Below are 21,398 nucleotides of genomic sequence, written 5' to 3' on the forward strand. Positions count from 1 at the left end.
GTGGTTGCACAGGGACCTTGAAGAGAAGCAAAATTCATTTTGAAGTTTGAGTCACTTAAAGTTCGCCCTGTGAAGCGCATACTCCTGAGATCGGGGAAGAGCCCCTTCGACGTCGTGCCGGTCGAGGAAGCCCTCCACCGCGATGTGATCGCCACCAACTCCGGCAACCTGATCTTCAGCGATGCCGCGCACAAGATCCTCACGACCCCGGGCACCGAGGTCGTCTCGAACGGCATGCGGACCGAGGTGAGCGCGGCCGCCCGGATCAACGACGAGTACGACGCCTTCGTCGTTCCCCTGGCCAATGCCTTCCGGCCGACGTTCGAGCCCGCCCTCCAGCGGCTGACCCGGCTCATCACCAGGCTGAAGATCCCGGTCGTGGTGCTGGGCGTCGGCGCGCAGGCCGGCCTCGACCAGGACGCGGCGCGCCTGAAGGCCATGGAGCCCACCGTGCGGGCGTTCTGCTCGGCGGTGCTGGAACGCAGCGCGTCCATCGGCGTGCGCGGCGAGTTCACCGAGAAGTACCTCACCGACATGGGTTTCCGGGACGTCGAGGTCATCGGCTGCCCGTCGATGTTCCTGCACGGCGACCGGCTCACCGTGGAGAAGCGGGTGGAGTCGCTCACCGCGGAGTCACGGATCGCCATCAACGGTTCGCACACCGCCGTGCGCAGCGGGGGCCTGCACAAGATCATCACGCGGACCCACGCGCACTACCCGAAGCTGCGGTACATCGGCCAGAACCTCACCGACGCCAAACAGCTCTACTGGCGCGACGTGAACTCCCCGGCCGGGCGCGTAACGCAGATGCCGACCCACCCCGACCACCCGATGTACCGGGAGGACAAGGTCCGGGTGTACATCGATCCCGTCAGCTGGATCGACGACCTGCGCGACTTCGACTACTCGTTCGGCTCACGGATCCACGGCAACATCGCGGCGCTGCTGGCGGGCACGCCCGCGACCGTGTTGGCCTTCGACTCGCGCACGCTGGAGCTGTGCCGCTACTTCGAGATCCCGCACCGGCTGCTCAACGAGGTCCCCGCGGACCTCGACCCGGCCGACCTCTACGAGGAGGCCGACTTCGGGCCGCTGACCGGCAACCACCGGGAGCGTTTCGAGCGCTTCACGAGCTTCCTCGACAAGAACGGTCTGGAGAACACGTTCACGCACGGCGACGGCGGGGCGGCCTTCGAGAAGAAGCTGCGCTCACTGTCCTTCCCGGCCGGGGTGGCGCCGTGGAACGACACCGACCTCGCCTCCCTGACGAGCCGGTTCGGCTGGCTACAGCAGCGGATCAGTCAGCTGGACGCGCAGAACGCCGAGCTGAAGCGGGAGCTGGCGCGGAGCCGGACGGTGACGAAGGCCGTGCTGGCGTCCCCGTCGATCTACCGGCGGGCCCGGCGGGTGGTCGGGGGGCCGCTGCGGCGGGCGTTGAAGCCGTCGAAGTAGCGGGGCCGTCGGCGGGACGCGGGTGGAGGGTGGCTGGTCGCGCGGTTCCCGCGCCTTTGAGCCGGCCACCTCCCGTCCGCGTCACGGCCGGGTCGGCCGGCATACGTCCGCCGACACCGGCCCCGAGCGAGAACGCCCGCTCACGCCGCCGCCGTCCTCCGCACCCTCAACCGCCGCACCTGGCGCCGGACCTTGCGGGCCGCTCGGCGCAGGAAGGACTCGGCCGGGCCTTGGCGCCAGCCGGGGAACTCCTTCGCCTCGCGGGGTTCGGCCAGGTAGACGCGGTCCGGGATGCCGGCTGCGTGGTCCCGGAAGTGCGGGTAGGCGAGGTAGAGCCGGGTCCCGCGCTTCTCCAGGACGGGCTCGGGCTCGCGCTTGTCCTTGATGAACGCGATGACGTCCGCGAGGAGGTCGGACCGCCCCTCCGCGACGAGATGCAGGCGCAACCGCTCGTGGATGCGGAGGCGGTGGGAGACGCCCTCGTTCCAGTACGCGTCCATCAGCGGCTTGGCCAGTTCGAGTTTGGTGCGCCGGATCTCCTCGTCGTTCCTGAGGAAGACCGGCCCGAACTGCGGCAGGACGGTCACCAGGAACGGGCGGACCATGAGCACGTCCCGCTTGGCGCCGGGCGGCAGCATCCGGGCGATCAGCTCCATCAGGGCTCGCGCGGAGTCGAAGCGCAGGGTGTAACTGCCGCTCTTGGTCACGTGCTTGCCGTCGCTGCGGCCCACCAGGTAGTAGCAGGTGTAGTCGGCGACGACGGAGACGCCGTCGGCCCGCAGATAGGCCTCCATGGTGAACACCGCGTCCTCGCCGGTCCACAGGGACTCGTCGAAGCGCATGCCGTGCCGCTCCAGCAGCGCGCGGCGGAACAGCTTCTGCGCGCTGAGCGTGAACTTGATGTTGGACGAGAACACGTCCGTACGTTCGAGGGTCCTGCCCCACATCGATCGGGGTGCCTTGCGGTTGACGCCCTCGACGCGGCCCAGAACCACGTCCGTGCCGTTGCGGTCGGCCATGGCGATCATGCGTTCGAGGGCCTCGGGCCCGAGCCGGTCGTCGGCGTCGAGGAAGAAGACGTAACGGCCGGTGGCTTTGGCCAGGCCGACGTTGCGCGGGCCGCTGGGGCCGCCGGAGTTCTCCTGGCGGATCACCGTGACCGCCATCGGGACGCGGGCCGCGAACTCCTCCAGGCAGTCACCGCTGCCGTCCGTGGAGCCGTCGTCGACCGCGATCACCTCGATGCGCGCCGGGTCCAGCGACTGCGCCTCCACGGACGCCAGGCATTCGACCAGGTACGGCATTGCTTCGTACGCCCCGATGATCACGCTGACATCGGGCTCCGCCACGGTCACTTCTCCCCCTGATCACGCACGGTTTCCCCCTGGTCAACGATCCGGCAACCCGATAGACGGGGGATTACAGAAAGGGGTTGCTCGCGTCAGCCGCGCTCTGGATGTGTCCCGTGTCACAGCCTACGGAAACGACCCGGCCCCGGGCGATTCCCTCTCCGGGGCCGAGCCGACTCGCACGCAGCGCGTCACACGGCGCGCGCCACATCCGGGTGCCTCACCTCCAGGTGCCTCGCATCCGGGGCCTCACATCCGGGTGCCTCAGACCGCGGTCACGCCGCCCTCCGCGAGTTCCGCCTCGCCGGCGGCCGCGACGATGCGGGACTCCTGGCCGACGTTGCGGGCCTCGGCCTTCAGCGTGAGATCGGCGATCGCGGCGTCGAACCGCTCGATGGAGGTCGGCTCGTCGGGGCCGAGCAGATACTCCTTCAGCTCCTTGCGGTCCTCGGCGAGCGTGTCGGCGGCCGGGTCGCGGACGGCGTCCAGCAACTGCTCCACCCCGGCGGCGTCGTTCGTGAGGATCACGGCCGCACGCACCGCGGTGTTCTGCCGCCGGAACTCCTCCGCACCCAGCTCCGCCGAGTCGGTGACGGCGTACGGCTTGCCGCTGGCGATGAAGTCGGAGACGACGCTGGAGATGTCCGAGACCATCGCCTCGGAGGCGTTGAAGCAGTCGTACAGCCGCGGCTCGGTGCCCGTGATGACCCGGTGCTCGTACGACGGGAAGGAGCGCCAGTAGGCGTCGTTCCAGTCGGCGCGCAGCCGGGCGGCCTCCTGGTGCTTGCGCATGTCGACGAGGCTGTCGCGGCTCGTCACGGCCTCGTCGGCCTTCTCGTCGAAGGCGAGGGAGAGCCCGTCCAGGCGCGCCTTGAGGCGGGTGAGCTCGGCCTTCGCCTTCGCCTGGGCGGCCGGGTCCGCGGTGAAGCGGGGGTCGGCGGCGCGCTCGGCGGCGGCCTTCTCGACCAGGGCGACGATCCGGTGGTGCGCGGCGCGGGCCTTGGCGCTGCGGGTGCCGGTGAAGGGGTGGGGCTTGTACAGGACCCGGACCGGGGGCTCGGCCGCGACCAGCTTCCTCACGATGTTCTCGCCTGCCAGCAGGATCGAGGTGTTGCCCGGGTCGTCGTCCCAGCCCTCCCAGGTGGGCGCGTACAGCACGGTCGGGATCCGGTCCTTCGGCGCGCCCTGCCAGGGGTTGATGGGGGCGAGCTGCGGGCGGCCGACCTCGACGATGTCCTCGTCGCGGATGCCGACGTCGGCGATGGCATAGCGGTCGCGGCCCGCGCGGCCGGCGGTCCACACCTCGTCGTACACCTTGCTGAAGGGGTTGACGCTGGCGAGCTTGTCGCTGTCGCCGTGGCCGATGAAGACGTGCTTCATGGTGGGCACGCGCAGCAGGTGGATGTTCTTGCCGACGTTCGCCGCGTACAACGCGACCCGCACCATGGAGAGGTCCATGTTCATCAGGTGCACCCCCCCGGGCACGCAGACGACCGGGACCGTGGTGGGCGCCATCTTCTCCAGGATGACGCGCTCACGCAGGATGATCAGCGGGCGGCAGTCCAGCTGCTCCATCGTCTCCAGCCACATGTTGACCTGGTAGGCGGAGTCGGCTGAGCCGGAGAAGTAGAGCACCGTCTCGGGACGGTACTCGCGCAGCCAGGAGCTGACGGCCTTGAGGACCTTGTCGGCCTTCGGCGGCACCCGCTTGGCACGCAGGTACGGCATCAGCGCGAGGACGTACAGGGCGCCGAGGCCGACGGTGACGCCGACTCCGGCGAAGCCGGCGGCCTCGTTGTCGGTGACGGCGTACACGAGCAGGCCCACGACGGCCGCGAGGTCGAGGTGGAGCACCTTCACGTCGGCCTGGCGCAGCAGGAGACGCGGCGGGGCGCCGGGGATGGACAGGCGGGAGACGAGGTCGACGTTGCGGGTCACGACCGGCATCTGACGGCGGTTGCCGATCAGGGTGACGAGGGCGCCGTGCGGGGCCTGGAGGCCGAAGAAGACAGTGAAGCAGGCGATCGCGGCGTAGAAGACCGGCTCCTCGGACAGTCCGAGCCGGGCCAGGAGCAGGATCAACAGCAGCTCCCTGACCAGGAAGCGGGTCGAAAGACCGGCTCGCACCCTGCCCAGGAGGCTGATCAGGTAGCTGCCCTTGCGGTGGAGATGGAGGTCCGCGAGGTAGGTCACGGCGGCCGCGGCGGCGAAGGCGGGGACGCTCGGGACGAGCGCGGCCAGCATGAGGCAGGGGAAGCCCAGCGTCATGAGGGCCACCGCGGCCAGCTCGGCCACGCTGCCCACCCGGGCGACGCGAATAGCGGTCGTTATCACGGAGAAACCTGCTCTGGGAGGGGGCCGGTCAGTGAATCCGAAAAGTCCGGAAAATACTTTGTGAAGGTCCCGAAGCTTTACGGATTCAGGCCTCTGTGAATATCCCGTAAACAGGGAGTCACAGAGGCCTGAATTTCAAGGCTAATTGCGGTTGATTATGCCACGCCATCCTGTCGGTCGAGCACGCCGGCCAGGGCCTGCTCGAAGCCGGAGGCGCGGGAGGCGTCGGCGGTCGGGTCCTGCTGGCGGACGTCGATCACGTGTCCGGTCAGCTCCGACAGCAGCACGTCCAGGGAGGTACGGGCCACGGCCTCCGAGGAGAGCAGGCTGCCGGCCGGCTCCTGGCCGAAGGCCTTGGTGCGCATGGGGGTCGCCGTACGCTCGGGGTTGACGCAGTTGACGCGGACGCCGTCACCCGCCCACTCGTCGGACAGGGCCTGGGTGAGGTTCACCATGGCGGCCTTCGTCGAGGAGTAGAGGCTGTACTCGGCGCGGCCGCGGGTGTAGCTGCTGGACGTGTAGAGCAGCAGCTGGCCCTTGGTCTCGGAGAGGTACTTGTAGGCGGAACGGGCGATCTGCACCGGGGCCAGGTAGTTGACCTTCAGCGCTTCCTCGATGGTCGCGTTGTCCGTCTCGGCGAGCTTGCCGATGCGCAGCACGCCCGCGGTGTTGACGACGTAGTCGATGCGGCCGGTCTCGGCGTAGGCCTTGGACAGCGCGTCGTCGACCTCCTCCGGGTTCTCCACGTGGGTGTTGGTGGTCGAGCGGCCGAGGGCGTAGACCGTGGCCCCGTAGGACTGGGCGAGTTCGGCGATGTCCTTGCCGATGCCGTAGGAGCCGCCGAAGACGACGAGCGTCCTGCCGGTGAGGAGTTCGCGGTAGGCCTCCTCGCCCATCTGCTCGGGCGCGGCGGTGGAGCCGAGCTGGAACAGCTTGTCGGCGATGAAGACGTCGACGGGCTGCGTCACCTTCATGTTGTACTCGTCACCCGCCACGACGTGGATCGGCACGTCCGGCAGGTAGCGCAGTACGACGGTGCAGTCGTCGGTGGCCTGGAAGTTGGGGTCGCCCGCCGCGACCTCGTAGGCCCGCCGGATGGTGGAGAGCTTGAAGGCCTGCGGGGTCTGGCCGCGGCGCAGCCGGGAGCGGTCCGGGATCTCGGTGATGAACTCACCGTCCTCGCCGTGGGTGCGGGTGACGATGATGGTGTCGGCGGACGGGATGGCCACGTCGACGGCCTGGTAGCGGTCCAGGGCGGCGACGCAGTCGTCGATGACCCGCTGGGAGAGCAGGGGGCGTACGGCGTCGTGGAAGAGGACGTTGAGGTCCTCGCCGTCGGCCAGGCCCTCACCGAGGGCGGAGATGGCCCGCTCGGTGGTCTCGTTGCGGGTGGAGCCGCCCTCGATGATGCGGGACACCTTCTTGAACCCGGCCTTGGCGACGATCTTCTCGACGTCCGGCACATAGCCCGGCGCCATCAGCACGATGACGTCGTCCACGGAGTCGGCCTGCTCGAAGGTGGTCAGGGTGTGCTCGATGACGGCCTTGCCGGCGATCTTCAGCAACTGCTTCGGGATCGACAGACCCACCCGCTGGCCGGTGCCACCGGCCAGGATCACTGCGGTGGTACGGGGCTTGGCTATGCGCTGGGACACGGGTGACCTACCTCGGGGCGACAGGGAACGGGGAAATGCTCCCACTTTCGGTAACCGCGATGCAAGGTGAGCGCCGTTCAGTGCATATGTGCGCGCTACCCGTCATTCACCTTGCGGCGCGGATGAACCGCGCGGCGCGGGTGATTGGCCCGACGCGGGTCAACCCTCCTCCGATCGTCTCGTGAAATCCTGTGAGTCACCGCACAGACGTTAACGGATTGCCGAGAGTGACGACATTGCGGCTCACCGGCGTCGCCCGTTTCCCGCTCCGATGACCGAGCACTTCACGAGTTCCTTCGAGGACGTCCGGTGCACCGGCCCTACGGCACGCCGGCCGTATGTCACGGCCACCGCCGCGAGCGTCCCCTAGGGCACCGCAGCCGCCACCGCCTGCGCGATCACGGGGTCACCGGACGGCGACTCCCCGGCCTCGTCCGCCATGGCTACCGCCGCGTCGACCTGCGGACAACGGCACCGGCTCCCCCAGCCCACGCCCGCCCAGGACCTCGCTCCGTGCGCCCTGCGAGGCGCCGGTCTCGGCGGCCGCCGCCACGCCCGGGCCGGGGCGAGAGCTTCGCGTCCCATGCCGTGGGACCGCACGCGTTCTTCCCCTGCGTGACCGCGCCGTTGCGGACCGGCTGGGAACAGATCCCGTCGGAGAGGCCATGGCTCCGCAATTCCCTATCGAGTTTCCGCAGCATCTCGGTTTCGGTGGAAGTGACGAAACGGTTTCGGTGGAAGTGACGGAACGGTTTGGGTGGAAGTGACGCAACGGTTCGCTGTGCCGGGCGCGGCCCCCAGCGGACGTCGGACGGTCCCAGCAGCGCCTCGAAGGTGCGCGTCAGCTCCGCGGGGCCGCACCCGTGCCGCCCTCCGGGTGGCGACGCGCACGCGCGGGTCGCCACACCCGTGCCACCTTCCGGGGGGGCGACGCACCCGCGCGGTCGCCGGTGCCGGGCGGATGTCGGGGAAGTGATGGCCGCGGTTGCCGTCGATCGGCTTCCGGTGCGGGTTGCCGACCTTCGGCGGGTCCCACCGGACGGGGCGGGTACCACCGAGGACACGGAGAGACCCGCCGCGGCGGGTGCCGCGACGGGTCTCCGGGGGCCGGTGGCTCAGAACGGCTCGAAGCCCTCGAACTCCTGGGCCGCCTCGTCGTGTTCGGCCTGGCGGTCGCGGCGGCGCTGGGCTGCGGGCCGGGGGGCCTCGAAGCGGTGGTCCTCGCCACGGCGGCCGAGCATCTCGGCGCCGGCCGTCACGGTCGGCTCCCAGTCGAAGACGACCGCGTTGTCCTCGGGACCGATGGCGACGCCGTCACCGGAGCGGGCGCCCGCCTTCATCAACTCCTGCTCGACACCGAGCCGGTTGAGGCGGTCGGCGAGGTAACCGACGGCCTCGTCGTTGCTGAAGTCGGTTTGCCGCACCCAGCGTTCGGGCTTCTCGCCGCGGACCCGGAAGAGGCCGTCCTCCTCCAGCGTGACGGTGAAGCCCGCGTCGTCCACGGCCTTGGGCCGGATCACGATCCGCGTGGCCTCCTCCTGGGGCTTCGCGGCGCGCGCCTTGCCGACGATGTCGGCGAGCGCGAACGACAGCTCCTTGAGCCCCATGTGCGCCACGGCGGACACCTCGAAGACGCGGTACCCGCGCGCCTCCAGATCCGGCCGCACCATCTCCGCGAGGTCCTTGCCGTCCGGTACGTCGATCTTGTTCAGGACGACTACGCGCGGACGGTTCCCGAGCCCGCCGTACTGGCGCAGCTCCTCCTCGATGATGTCGAGGTCGGAGATCGGATCGCGCTCGGACTCCAGGGTCGCCGTGTCCAGGACGTGCACGAGCACGCTGCACCGCTCGACGTGGCGCAGGAACTCCAGGCCGAGGCCCTTGCCCTGGCTGGCGCCCGGGATGAGGCCCGGCACGTCGGCGATGGTGTAGACGGTCGAGCCGGCGGTGACCACACCGAGATTCGGGACCAGGGTGGTGAACGGGTAGTCGGCGATCTTCGGCTTGGCGGCCGAGAGGACCGAGATCAGGGACGACTTGCCGGCGCTCGGGTAGCCGACCAGCGCCACGTCGGCGACGGTCTTCAGCTCCAGCACGATGTCGTGCAGGTCGCCGGGCTCGCCGAGCAGCGCGAAGCCGGGCGCCTTGCGGCGGGCCGAGGCCAGCGCCGCGTTGCCGAGGCCGCCGCGGCCGCCCTGGGCGGCGACGAAGGAGGTGCCGTGGCCGACGAGGTCGGCGAGGACGTTCCCGGCCCGGTCGAGGACGACGGTGCCGTCCGGCACGGGCAGGACGAGGTCCTGGCCGTCCTTGCCGGAACGGTTGCCACCCTCGCCCGGCTTGCCGTTGGTGGCCTTGCGGTGCGGGGAGTGGTGGTATTCGAGCAGCGTGGTCACGGACTGGTCCACGGTGAGGATGACATCCCCGCCGCGGCCGCCGTTGCCGCCGTCCGGGCCGCCGAGCGGCTTGAACTTCTCACGGTGGACGGAGGCACAGCCGTGACCTCCGCTACCCGCGGCGACGTGCAGCTCGACGCGGTCCACGAAGGTGGTCATGGTGGGTGCCTCCAGTGATGTACGTGATGTACGGGGTATTCCTGTGCTAACACGCGAAAGGCGGACCCGCCTTCCCGACAGGGAAGTGAGGTCCGCCTCGCGAAGCGTTCCCGCAGAGCCTGAGATCAGGCGACCGGAACGATGTTCACGACCTTGCGGCCGCGGAACGTACCGAACTCCACCGCACCGGGCTGGAGCGCGAACAGCGTGTCGTCGCCGCCGCGGCCGACGCCGGAGCCGGGGTGGAAGTGGGTCCCGCGCTGGCGGACCAGGATCTCACCCGCGTTGACGACCTGACCGCCGAAGCGCTTCACGCCGAGCCGCTGGGCATTGGAGTCGCGACCGTTCCGGGTGGACGATGCGCCCTTCTTGTGTGCCATGTCTCCTCAGTCCCTTACTTCGCAGCCGCGGGGATCTCAGTGACCTTGATCGCCGTGTACTGCTGGCGGTGGCCCTGACGACGGCGGTAACCGGTCTTGTTCTTGTAGCGAAGGATGTCGATCTTGACGCCCTTGTGGTGGTCCACGACCTCGGCCTGGACCTTGATCCCGGCCAGCACCCACGGGTCGCTGGTCACGGTGTCGCCGTCGACCACGAGCAGGGTCGAGAGCTCGACCGTGTCGCCAACCTTGGCGGTGGAAATCTTGTCAACCTCAACGATGTCGCCGACAGCAACCTTGTGCTGGCGACCACCGCTGCGCACGATGGCGTACACGCGGGTCTCTCTTTCGCTCGGAGAACGGCACCCCCGCAGGCCAGCCGCCCGGGCAGGAAACACGGGCGACCTCTCCCGGCCACCGGAGACCGGCGTCCGGAAGGAAGAGGTTTACGGGGATGTGGCGGGTCAGTCGACACGCCGACGGTCAAGGTTACGGGGCCCGGCTTGAGGGGTCAAACCGGGCCCCGGGCGACACCGATCTCGGTCAGTCGCTCTCGCCGTGCGGCCGCAAGGCATGCGGGGCAAAGGCCTCGATGTCGTCCATCGCGTCCTCGGCACGGCCTCCGAGAACGGGATCCTGAAGCAGGTCCCTGACGCGGGCCACCACGCCGGGGCCGACGGCTCCATGGATCCTCGCCACGTGCCCCACGCAGGTCACCGCGAGTGCGCTGACCTGCGGGTCGACCGTCGGGCCCGCCGCGTCGAGGCATTCCAGCAGGAGTGTCTCGACCGCGTCCCGGTCCGGATCGTCGTACGTGAGAGCGAGCAGTGCCCTGGTGGCACGGCCGACGTCAGTTCCCCTGACCTCGGCCGTGAGGGTCGCGCGCCACTTGGGGGAGCCGGGCGAGCCGAAGGGCTCGCCCGGCACGCCGTCGTTGTGACTAGCCAGTTTCGATGTCCCCGTTCTTGATTGCTCGCCTCAGCGCGCTCTTGGCCTTGGCCATGCCCGGAGCCGTGTTGAGGTCGGTCCGTACGTGCCCGTGGAACACCTCGTTGGTGCCGCCCTCTACCGTGCACCCGCATGGAACCTCACCGGTACGGTCGAGGATCACAGGCTCGCCGGTCGTCCGGTCGACGCCCACTCTGCGGGGCGAGGTTTCCTTGATCTGAACGGAGTTGTCGAGCGCGTCCTGACCGTTGCTCGGCTCAGCGCTGTTCTCACCACGAGAGCTGCCGCGGGCTTCGCTGCCATGCTTGCCTCCCGGCTCGTAGATCCTTTCGCCACAGTTGTGGACCAGCAGCGGAGACCGATCTGCCAGGACATAGTAGGTGTGGACGTCATCGACCGTCAGGTCGTGCGTGCGCTGACGCTTGTCGAACGCGCGGGTGTCCGTGAGGGTGACGGACTCGCCGTCCGTGGTGTGCAGCTGCATGCCCGGCTTGAGGTCGCCGGCCTCGATCCACGCCCGCTCGGAGTCCGACCAGAAGGGGTGGGTCGTGGTCGAGACCAGGGCCTCGGCCTTGCCGGAGGTGCCCTTGACCGTCAGGTCGACGAAGTGCTTGTCGTCCTCGGTGACGATCGTGCCGACGACCTCGCGGACCGTCGTGCCGCCCGTCTTCGGGTCGGTGACGGTGATCTTGTCGCCGAGTTTTACCTGTTCGATCGGCTTGGTCTTGCCGTTGGCGAGCAGCACCTTGGTACCGGGCAGGAAGCTGTGCTTCCCGTCGATCGGGCAAGAGCCGCTCTCCTCGTTCTTCTTGCGTTTCTTGAGGGCCTCAGCCGCCTTTTTCTTGGCATTCTTCAGCTTGTCCCCGGCCTGGGAGAGACCGGCTCTGGCCTTGCCGAGTGCCTTGTTGGCGTTCCAGAGGTCCTTGGCCCCGCCGATCAGGTCCCCGACCAGCCCGGTGACTCGCTTGGCGAGCTTGATGCCCTTGGCCCAGTTCCACGGGGCGCCGTACTTGGCGAGGATCTTGCCCGCCAAGCCACCCGCGAAGCTGCCGGCGATGTTAAGCAGCGTCTCGCCGCAGGCTCCGACGTCACCGCTGGAGATGCAGTCCAGGGCCGCGTCGACACCGAGGATGTCGCGTGCGATCTTGACCAATGCCTTGCCCGCGGACTTGATGCGCTGCTTGGCCGTGGACTGCTGGCCCTGTGCCTGTGTGACGTTCCAGGCCGCCTTGTCCTTCTCGGACTCCGCCTTCTCGACGTCGTTCTTCGGGAAGTACGGCTGTCCGCCGCGGCACTCGATCAGACCCTCCCGGCACTCCGGGATGATCATGCCGCTGGGGTCGGCGTGGGTGACCGGTGAGTTGTTCGCGTAGGCGTAGCCGTTGATCTGCTGCGGCTGGGTGTAGTCGATGATCGGGTCGACCGAGATGAACTTGCCGATCACCGCGTCGTACTCTCGCGCCCCCAGGTGGGTCAGACCGGTGGAGGCGTCGATCGTGCCCCCGACGTAGCCCTTCTCTCCGGGCCAGACGCCGGTCTTCTCACCGCGGTCCACGCCGAAGGGGTCGAAGCGGCGCTGGCTGATCGCGCCGGTAGCGGCGTCGATGGCCACCTCGCCCGTGCCGTGGTGGTCGGAGGCGACGAAGGACACCTTGCCCGCGGTGCGCACGGCGACCGTCTGGCCGGCGTACTCGTAGTAACGGGTCGCCTCCTTCTTGGTGCCGTCCGCCGACAACTTCAGCTCGGTGCCGGGCAGGTAGACCGTCGTCCCCGACGGGTCCTTGCGTACCAACCGGTTTCCGGAGCCGTCGTAGAGATAGCTGGTCTTCGAGCCGTTCGCCTCGGTGGCCTCATTGAGCTTGCCCTGGTCGTCCCAGACCAGGGACTGTGCGTTGCCGCCGATGGTGCGCTTGGTGGTGTTGCCGGAGTCGTCGTACTCGTACGTCGACTGCCGGTCACCGGTCGGAGTCTTCTCGACGATCTTGGTGACCTGGTGCGGACCGTCACCCAGCGTGCCCGCGGTGCCGTACTCGTAGCTGCGGGTGATGTTCTTCGCGGCGTCGAGCCCGGTGTCGTGGACGGTCTCCGACACGCGGTTGCCGATGGCGTCGGTCTCGTACGACTTCCAGTACGGGGCCGGGCCGCCGAGGGCGCTCGTACCGGCGGCGGAGTCACAGGCCGTCGGGCCGGACCCCTCCACCGGGATGGACGAGCCACGGGTGCCCATGCCGGCCGCGCTCGTCGCGGTGGCCGCAGGCGTCCAGGCGTCCTTCAGACGCTGACGGTCGTCGTAGGCGAAGCACTGCGTGTCCGGCGACGCGGAGTTCGCGGTGTCCGCGATGGACAGGACGTTGCCGGCCTGGTCGTAGGAGTACCGGGAGTCCTTGGCCGGGGCGGTCGCGCCGTAGACGTCGACGATCGAGCGGGTGAGCCGGTCGGTGCCCTTCTCATAGTTGTAGGTCTGCCAGACCTTCTTCCCGCTGCCGGTGTTCAGCTCCAGTTGCTGGAGGAGGCTCTTGCCGGAGTAGACGGTGTCGGTGACGTACGAGGTGGAGCCCGTCATCGTCTTGGAACGCTGGAGGCTGTCGTACGTGTAGGTCAGCGCCTCCTCCGGCAGGTCGCCGACGGCCGGAAGCGTGGATCCGCGGACTGTCCCGTCCTGGTTGTAGGAGGTGCTGAAGACATACGTTCCCGCCAGGGAGCCCTGCGAGGCGGGGACCTGGTAGGCGGTCTTCAGCGGGCGGTAGAACTCGTCCATCGACTGGACGGCCGTAGCGAAGTACTCGGTCGGCGAGGTGTAGTTGAAGAAGCCGTACGCCTGGCCCAGCCAGCCCGCCTTGTCGTACCTGGTCTCCGTCAGCTTCGTGCCCGTGTTGGGGTCGCCCTGCCAGGTGGTCAGGACGCGGCCGAGGCTGTCGTAGACCGTGGAAATCTTCTTGTTCCGGCCGTCGTACCTGGCGATCGGCCGGTCCAGCTCGTCGTACTCCATGCGCGAGGTGCCCGCGTCCGGGTCGATCGACTTGGTCTGCCGGCCCAGCTGGTCGTACTCGTACCGCCACACGTTGCCCTTGGCGTCGGTGACGGTCTCCAGCTGGCCCAAGGCGGTGTACGTGTACTTCGTCGAGTCGTACGGCACGCCGGCGGCCGGTGAGGCGCCGCGGTAGTGGCGGATCTCGGAGACGTTGCCCTGGCCGTCGGTGATCGTCGTGGTGGGGACGCCGCCGATCGGCGGGTCGACGCTGGTCAGCTCACCGTTGTAGGTGGTCGTGGTGCGCCACTGCTCGCCGCCGCCGACGGCGAGGATCTGCGCGGTCGGGCGGCCCAGACCGTCGTACTCCATCAGGCTCTGCTGGCCGACCTGGCCGTTGCTGACGAGCAACAGCTCGTCCGCGGCGGCGCCGGCCGCGTTGTACGTGGCGTTGGTCTTCCTGACGTTGCCCGTGCCGTCGTACCAGGTGTCGGCGACCATACGGGTGCCGTCCGGGCCCTCGGTCTGGATCTGGCGGGGCCTGAGGAATGCGTCGTAGAGCTGGTACTCGGCGCCGTAGGAGCCGTCGTTCTCGATCTTCTCGGTCTTGATCGAGGTGACCTTGTCCTTGCGGACGTTGTACGAGTACTTGATGCTCGGCGTCTGGGTCGACACCCGGTCCGGCAGCCACACCGACGTCAGCCGGCCCATGGCGTCGTACGCGAGGTCCGTCCGCTTGCCGTTCGGGTCGGTCTGCCCCTTGGACATGCCCCAGGCGGGGCTGTAGTCGGTGGTGGTGACGTGACCGGCGGCGTTGGTGACGACTGTCTTCGTCAGCAGGCCGTTGGTCTCGGTGTAGACGGTCTTCGTCTGCTCCGTCGTGCCCTGTTGCTTGGCGTCCTTCTGCGTCAGCGGACGGCCGAAGGCGTCGTAGGTCGTGGTACCGGTGACCTGGTACGTCGCCGTGGTGCCGTTGTGTGACGTCATCCGCTCGGTCTTGGTCGCGTCACCCTTGGTGGGTGCCGCGCCGAACGCGCCGCCGTCGTAGGAGGTGCGCTCGTCGGCCAGGACCTGCGTCTTGCGGTCGGGCGTGGTCGCGCACTTCACGGACACGGACTCGCTGCGCGCGGGCAGCGAAAGCAGGTTCTCCGCCGTGTTGTCCGCGTACGTGGTGCGGGTGCAGGTGTCGTCCTTGGCGGTGGAGACGTCACCCTGATCGTCGACCGTCAGCACGCGGGCGGTGCCGTTCGATGTGTCGAACGTGGTGGTGGACTTCGTCTCCAGCCAGGTGCCGTCGGCTTGCAGGTTGAAGCCGCGGCCGGTCTCGGCGCGCACGTTCACCGCGCGGGTGGTACCCCAGCTGTTGGTCTGCGTCGCGGTGTAGCGCTTCCAGGGGGTCTGGATGGACTTCGAGATCAGCTTGGCGCCGTCGTACGTGGCGACCTCCAGCTGGTGACCGGTGAACTCCTCGTCGTCGGAGTACGACGCGCCCGTGGAGTCCTTCACCGTCACCGAGCGCGTGTTGCCCGCCGCGTCCTTGTCGCCGTCCATGCCCTGCATGAACGTGTAGTCGACGCGCGTCTTCTGCACGTCGGCGGTGCCGGAGGTGACCTTGACCTTGCCGTAGCCCTGCCAGCCGCCCCAGGTGAGGTACTTGGCGTCGGTGATGCCGTCCGGCTTCGCCTTACGCCAGGCCGCGTCGCCCTGGTAGTCGTAGCGGGTGACCATGCCGTCGCTGCCGCCGGTGCGGTCGGTCTCGATGACCGCGGAGACGACGTACTTGTGGAACCAGTCGGTGATCGGCTCCAGGTAGCCCGGTGGGGCCCACTTCACGGGGTAGCAGCGCTTGGTGGACTCACCCGGCTTGGGCAGCGTGGCCTTGGTGCAGTCGGTCGGCGCGTAGTTGACGTCGAGCTGGGCGCCGGTCTCGCTGAGGACCATCGAGAGGCGGAAGCGGTGGAACGGCGCGATGTTGTCGCCGATCGCGTCGACGCGGTTGGCGAGCTGCTCGCCGAACAGGTCGACGGAGGGCAGCTTGATCGCCGTCGTACCGGCGCGGCCCTCGTGCTCGATCTTCGACAGCCACAGCGTCTTGGAGTCGTCACCGTTGTCGGTGAACAGGTGCGTCAGGCTCCAGGCGTCCACGTCCTGGTAGGTCGTGGCGTCCTTGCGCATCTGGGTGACGACCGAGGTGAGCCGCTTGGTCGTGAAGAACGTCTGGACCGGCGAGGTGCACTTCGTGCTCGCCTTGCACTCCTGGTCGACCGGCACGTCCGGCCAGTTGGCCGCGTTCGCCTTCGTGCGCTTGCTCTCCGCGCAGTCGAAGTCCGCTGTGGGCAGGCAGCGTTCGGCGGTGTTGAAGACGATCCGCGCCGGGGCCTTGGCCGCGTAGACCTGGCCGTCGCGCTGGCCGTAGTCGATGCGCTTGAGCCAGCCGCCGCGGTGGTAGGCGGTGCCGTTGACGTCCGTCTTGCCGTTGAGCGCGTAGTAGTTGGTCTCGCGGTCGTAGAAGTAGGACATCACGTTGCCGTGGGTGTCCTTGACGTAGTCCAGGCTCCAGCGCCAGGCCTGCTGGCAGTGCGCGCTGGTGAAGGTGGCGTTGTAGCAGGGCTCGCCGGAGTCGTCGCCGAAGACCGGCGCGGTCCAGGTGGAGTTGGTCTCCTCGTTGCCCGTGGCCCAGCCCGGCAGACGGTTCTGGCCGAAGTAGTACTCGGTGCCGTCCGAGGTGGTGATGCGCCAGTACTCACCGTCGTTGTCGCCGTTGGTGGCGCCGGTCAGCTTCTCGACCTTGCTGCCGTCGTCGGACGACATGTGCCACTTGCCGGTGGTGTCGTCCTTGACCAGCTCGCCGGCGGAGCCGTTGAGCATGACCGTGGCGTTCTCGAACGCCCAGCACTGCTCACCGGAGTTGTCGTGGCCGTCGTCGGAGCACGGCTTGTAGCGCCGCTCGATGTAGCCGGGGTCGTAGGAGAAGCCCTCGCCGATCCAGGAGCCCTGGTTGTTCGTCGCCGAGGTGCGGCCGTCCGCCGACTGGGAGGAGTAGCCGAGGCCGACGGTCGGGGTCAGGCCGCCCGGGGTCGGCACGGACCGGAAGGGGTAATTCCAGTTGAACGAGCCGGAGGAGGTGGCGACGCTCCAGCTCGCCGAGGGGGCGAGGGCCGTCGCCTTGTAGGTGCCCTGGGCGCTGGAGGGGCCCGCGGCGACGGCGACCAGGGAGGTCGCCTCGCCCGCCATCGTGGACACGCCCTCGGCCGGGGCGGGCGCGGCGGTCACGTCGGCGGAGACGGTGCCCGTCTTCACGTCGTTGACCGTGGGCAGCACCCTCGGCTGCTCCGGGCACTCCTTGCTGCCGGGTACGGCAACCGTGGCGCAGGCGGGGAGCTGCACGAGCTGGAGGCGGGAGCCGTAGGAGCCGCCGAAGCCCTCGGCGAACTCCGAGTAGTCGACGGTCAGGCGGACCTTGGCGGCCTTGTCCTCGCCGTCGGCGCGCTCGACGCCGAGGAGGACTCCGGCGCCGAGCTGTCCGGCCCGCTTCGGGTCGAGGACGTCGACGCGGACCTTGTCCGCCGCCGTCGCCGCCTTGGCCTGGGCCTTCGCCTTGCCGACCTTGACCGGCAGGCCGCCGGCCTCGGTAGCCGCGGCCGCGCCGACCGCTATCTCGGCGCCGCCCTGCTTCGGCCACACCGCCTTGTCGAGGCCCTTGACCGCGGCCTTGCGCGCCGGGTCGGAGGGGCGCTTCTTCGCTTTGGCGTCGGATCCCTGGAGGGGATCCCCGTCGTCCTGGACGCCGGGGCGGCTGGTGCGGCCCCGGTCGCCGTCGTCGAGCACCACTGCCTGGACCGACGACGCGGACAGTGCGAGGGAGAGTCCCATCACTGTGGCGACGAGCGTCTGTCTGGGCATGCGGCGGCTCAGTGAGCGGCCACGGAAGAACATTCGGCAACTTCCTGATCGTAGGGGAACGTCATGCAAGGAGGGGGTGCGGTCAGGACAGGTGTGCCGGGCCTCGAGGGACCCGGCACACCTCACAAGCGACCTGCCATCACATGTCGGGCACGGCAGCCAGAAGGCTCATCTGCTGTACCGCGATCACGTCGGCAGTTCCGCTGTAGACGCGCACCTCGTCGATGGCGCCCGCGAAGTACTCGCTCGCCCCGCGCAGTGAACGGCCGACCTGGAGACCGCCGGTGGCGGACCACAGGGTGGTGTCCGTGCCGTAGGCGCCGGCGACGAGCTGGCCCTCGACGTACAGGCGGATCGAGTTGGCGAAGGCGTCGTACACGACGGCCAGGTGCTGACCGGAGCCACCGGTATCGGCCAGTTGCTGGTTGTCGGTGAAGGTGACGATCTCGGCCGTGGCCGTGTCGGTCTTCGCCACCGCCAGCTCCCACTGCCCGGTGGTCGCCTGGTAACGGACCTGGACGCGGTTGGCGTTGGTGCCCGGCAGGGACAGCACCGTCTGCGACTTCTCCGGGTCCAGCGAGGTGAGCTGGGCGCGGGCGGTCACGGTGAAGCTGCTGTTGCCGGTGACCGGGGCGGTGGCGGTGGACGCGTAGTCACCGTCGCCGTCCAGGACGAGGTTGCCGTCGCCGACCAGGGCGGCCGTGTCGAACAGCGGGTCGGCCGGGCGGTAGATGGAGGCGTTGCCCGCGAGGGTCAGCGCCTGGCCGCCGCCGGTCTCGGCCACCGAGCCGTTGGTGGCCTGGTCCAGCTGCCAGTAGGCCTTGCGGTCCGGCTTGATCGTCATCAGCTCGGCGACCTGGGCGGCCGGCAGGACACGGTCGAAGACGCGGACCTCGGCGAGGTCACCGACGAAGTGGTCGCGGTAGCCGCTCTTGGCCGTCGCGCGGCCGATCTCCAGCGGGCCGTACGACTTCCAGGTGGACCGCCGGAGGGCGGAGCCCTTCAGGTCCTTGTTGACGTAGAGCTGGAGCTGCGGGCCGCCGCTCTTCTGCGCGTCGTAGACGCCGGTGAGCAGCACCCACTGGTCCTTGACCACGGAGATGCCGGTGGAGACGGCCTTCCACTCGCCGAGCGAGTCCACGTCGTTGACCGGGACGGCGAACTTCCAGGTCTTCGCGGTGGCGTCGTAGCCGAGGGTGAAGCCGGGCTCACCGGTGCCGTCCTGGCTGACGACCGCCATGTCCTTGTCCAGGGCGGTGGGTCGCACCCAGGCGCTGACGCTGAAGCTCTTGGCGGTGTCCAGCACGGTCTCGCCGGCGTCGAGGTAGGACTCGGCGCCGCCGTCGAAGCGGGCCGCCTTGTCGACCTTGCCGCCGGGGCCGTCCGCGCCGAAGGTGACGGCGGTGCCGGCGGTCGCCGAGAACTCGCCGCTCTCGTCGTGGGCCTCGGTGTCACCGGCCTGGTCGGCGAGGTTCCACTGGGCGACGACCGGCTTGCCCTCGCTCACCAGGAAGTCGTACGGCGTGCTGCTGGCGTGCGCCGCCTTGTCGATGGCGACCACTTCCAGCACCTGGCGTCCGGAACGGGTCGGCATCCACTGGAGGGAGACCGAACCGCCGGGCGTGGCCGGGGTGAGGGTGGTCATCGCCGCGCCGTTGAAGGAGTACTGGTACTTGACGACGTCGTTGTCCGGGATGGAGTCGTTGGGGTTCGGCGAGAAGGTGAAGGTGCCGTAGGTGCCCACGCCGTCGCGGTAGACGGTGTCGGACGGGTACTGCTTGGACAGCACGAGCGGCTTGCCCGGCCAGGTCTTGTCGTAGGTGAACTCGCAGCGCTGCGGGGTGTCCCCCTCCGAGCTCCACGGGCCGTAGCCGTCGCCGTCGTACGCCCGCGCGCTCCAGTAGATGGGGGTGTTCTGCGGGATGGACGACTTGACGGTGTGCACGAACTTGGTGCCGCTCGTCGGGGAGAGCCAGTCCGGGGTGGTGTACGTGTACGAGCCGGGTGTGGTCCCGCCCCACTCCACCTTGAACTGGACCTTCACCTTGTCGGTCTGGCCGTTGCCGTGGTCCGGGTCGCTCGCGATGGCCTGGAGCTTCGGCGGCACGTCGGTGGTCGGACGGCTCGCGCCCCACTTGCACACGCCACCGGGGTCCGTGGACATGTCCGACGTCTTGATCTGCCGGGGCAGGTTGTTGTACTTGATCGACAGGTACGCGTTGCCGCAGATCCGCTTCCACTCCGCGAAGCGGGACTCGTCGGACGCCCGCAGGCCCAGCGTCATCGCGTTCCAGCCGCCCGCGGCGGCCGTCTTGATCTCGCTGGTCAGCTCGCCGGTCGCGCCGCTCTCGAAGTGCAGGTTGGCCTGGCTGGAGCAGGAGGTCGGGGAGATCGCCTTGTCGACGGTCTGGAGGTAGTCGTCCCAGTCGTCCGAGGTGTTGGACCAGCTGCTGGACGAGCTGAGGCTGTAGTTGGCGCCGCCGATCCGGTAGAGCTGGATGGGCTCGGCGGTCGGGGAGGCACTGTAGATGTGCTCGACGCGGGCGGAGAAGGTGGCGCCGAGGATCTGCTTGCCCTTGTAGAAGGACAGCGGCATCGTGAACATCACGCGCCGGGTGCCCACGCCGTTGCAGGAGACCGGGTTGTAGTCGGTGGGGCACTTGCCGACGCCCGCGCTGCCCGAGTACTTCCAGTCCTGTTCGCCGGGCATCCCCGACATGACGCCGGTCCACGAGGTGCGCGAGGTGGTGCGCTGGATCGGGTCGATGACGACGGGGAAGACGGTGTCCTCGTCCTTGAGGAGCTTCTGGTCCGGGACGAGGCTCAGCCTGTCCTTGCCGACCTCGACGCCCAGCGGGGCCACGCGGCCACCGCCGCCGGGGCCTTCGAGAGCCGGCTCGGGGGCCGCCTGCGGTCCGGCGGTGGTGGGAGCGGCGGACGCCGTGGTGGCGGCGGTCCCCTCCGCGGCAGCCGAAGCGCTCGCCCCGGTGCCGGCCGCGGCGGCCTTGAGTGCCCTGGCGACTGCCTTGGGCCCCTGCTTCCTGGCAGCCGTCTCCTTGACGGCCGCCGAGTCCCACATGGCCGGCTTGCCGGCCTGGAAGACGGTGCCGCCGACGACGGCGTCCTCGGCCAGGATCGCGCCGGTGGCGTCCTCCGCGACCTTCAGGCCGTCGGTGGTCATGCCGAGGTCGAGCCGGGCCAGCCGGGGGTCGGCCGCCGCCTCGGGCGTCTTGACGACGATCAGATGGCCGAAGCCGTCCGCCTCCGCCCGTACGGTCAGGTCGACGCCGGGCAGGACCTCGGCGTAGGTGGCCGTCTCGCCGTCCACACTGGGGGCGGGCAGCTTGCCGTACGGCCAGGTCAGGGCGAACTCGCGGCCGGCGCGCTGCATCGTGACGAAGGGCTTGCCCGCCTGTCCGGCGGAGAAGGCCAGGTCGACGGTGGCCGCCTTCGGCCCCCAGGTCCCGTCGGCGCGCTTGACGAGCGTCGGGTCGACGGAGACCCACTTGCCGCCCTGCACGGTGCGGACGGGCTCGGTGTACTCGCGGGCCGTGAAGGTGCCGTCGGGCTCGGCGAAGATCTCCCTGCGCTCGGTTCGCAGCCCGACGACCTCGGCCCTCTTGCCGCTGTCCTTCGCGGAGGCCATGGCCTGCTGCTCGGTGACCAGCGGCTGGTCGGCCGAGACGGGCGCGGGGCCCCGGCCGGGTCCGCCGCCACCGTTCGGGAGCGCCGCGGCGCCGGCCACGACGGCGCCGGTGACGGCCGCCGCTACGGCGGCGCGCAGCACGAGGCCGCGCCGTATCGGTCTGGGTCTGTCTGCGGACACGCGTCCACTCTCCCGTCGGTTCATGTCTGTC

10 protein-coding genes are annotated in these 21,398 nt (G+C 69.2%); 1 reads left to right on the forward strand and 9 read right to left on the reverse strand.

What is annotated here, in order from left to right:
- Positions 1-69 precede the first annotated feature (69 nt).
- Entirely contained in the window at positions 70-1,452 is a 1,383-nt protein-coding gene (locus ACZ5Y0_RS02000) for a polysaccharide pyruvyl transferase family protein (RefSeq protein WP_469126701.1), read from the forward strand.
- Between the two features lie 140 nt (positions 1,453-1,592).
- Here ACZ5Y0_RS02000 and ACZ5Y0_RS02005 read toward each other — a convergent pair whose 3' ends face one another.
- From ACZ5Y0_RS02005 to ACZ5Y0_RS02045, 9 genes are all read right to left on the reverse strand, one after another.
- Complete coding sequence (locus ACZ5Y0_RS02005; RefSeq protein WP_469126702.1) at positions 1,593-2,807, reverse strand: glycosyltransferase family 2 protein; 1,215 nt, start codon at positions 2,805-2,807, stop codon at positions 1,593-1,595.
- A 258-nt stretch (positions 2,808-3,065) separates the two neighbouring features.
- On the reverse strand, positions 3,066-5,105 hold the full coding sequence (locus ACZ5Y0_RS02010) for a hypothetical protein (protein ID WP_469126951.1): 2,040 nt from the start codon (positions 5,103-5,105) through the stop codon (positions 3,066-3,068).
- Positions 5,106-5,290: 185 nt separating this feature from the next.
- Complete coding sequence (locus tag ACZ5Y0_RS02015) at positions 5,291-6,790, reverse strand: SDR family NAD(P)-dependent oxidoreductase (RefSeq protein WP_469126703.1); 1,500 nt, start codon at positions 6,788-6,790, stop codon at positions 5,291-5,293.
- 1,115 nt (positions 6,791-7,905) lie between these two features.
- Positions 7,906-9,342: a GTPase ObgE gene (gene obgE, locus ACZ5Y0_RS02020; protein WP_469126704.1), complete on the reverse strand. Its 1,437-nt coding sequence runs from the start codon at positions 9,340-9,342 to the stop codon at positions 7,906-7,908.
- Between the two features lie 125 nt (positions 9,343-9,467).
- Positions 9,468-9,722 (reverse strand): 50S ribosomal protein L27, encoded by a 255-nt coding sequence (gene rpmA, locus ACZ5Y0_RS02025; protein ID WP_040253648.1) that lies wholly within the window; start codon positions 9,720-9,722, stop codon positions 9,468-9,470.
- Positions 9,723-9,736: 14 nt separating this feature from the next.
- Positions 9,737-10,057 carry a 50S ribosomal protein L21 gene (gene rplU / locus ACZ5Y0_RS02030; RefSeq protein ID WP_093503080.1) on the reverse strand — a complete coding sequence of 107 codons (321 nt, stop codon included), beginning with the start codon at positions 10,055-10,057 and terminating at the stop codon, positions 9,737-9,739.
- A 208-nt stretch (positions 10,058-10,265) separates the two neighbouring features.
- Positions 10,266-10,649: a hypothetical protein gene (locus ACZ5Y0_RS02035; protein ID WP_467513122.1), complete on the reverse strand. Its 384-nt coding sequence runs from the start codon at positions 10,647-10,649 to the stop codon at positions 10,266-10,268.
- A 13-nt stretch (positions 10,650-10,662) separates the two neighbouring features.
- Entirely contained in the window at positions 10,663-17,541 is a 6,879-nt protein-coding gene (locus ACZ5Y0_RS02040; protein WP_469126705.1) for a polymorphic toxin-type HINT domain-containing protein, read from the reverse strand.
- A 139-nt stretch (positions 17,542-17,680) separates the two neighbouring features.
- The gene (locus tag ACZ5Y0_RS02045) at positions 17,681-21,367 is read right to left on the reverse strand and encodes a LamG domain-containing protein (protein ID WP_469126706.1); all 3,687 of its coding nucleotides are present in this window, start codon (positions 21,365-21,367) and stop codon (positions 17,681-17,683) included.
- Positions 21,368-21,398: the final 31 nt, after the last annotated feature.

The organism is Streptomyces sp. NPDC033216, assembly GCF_055577115.1.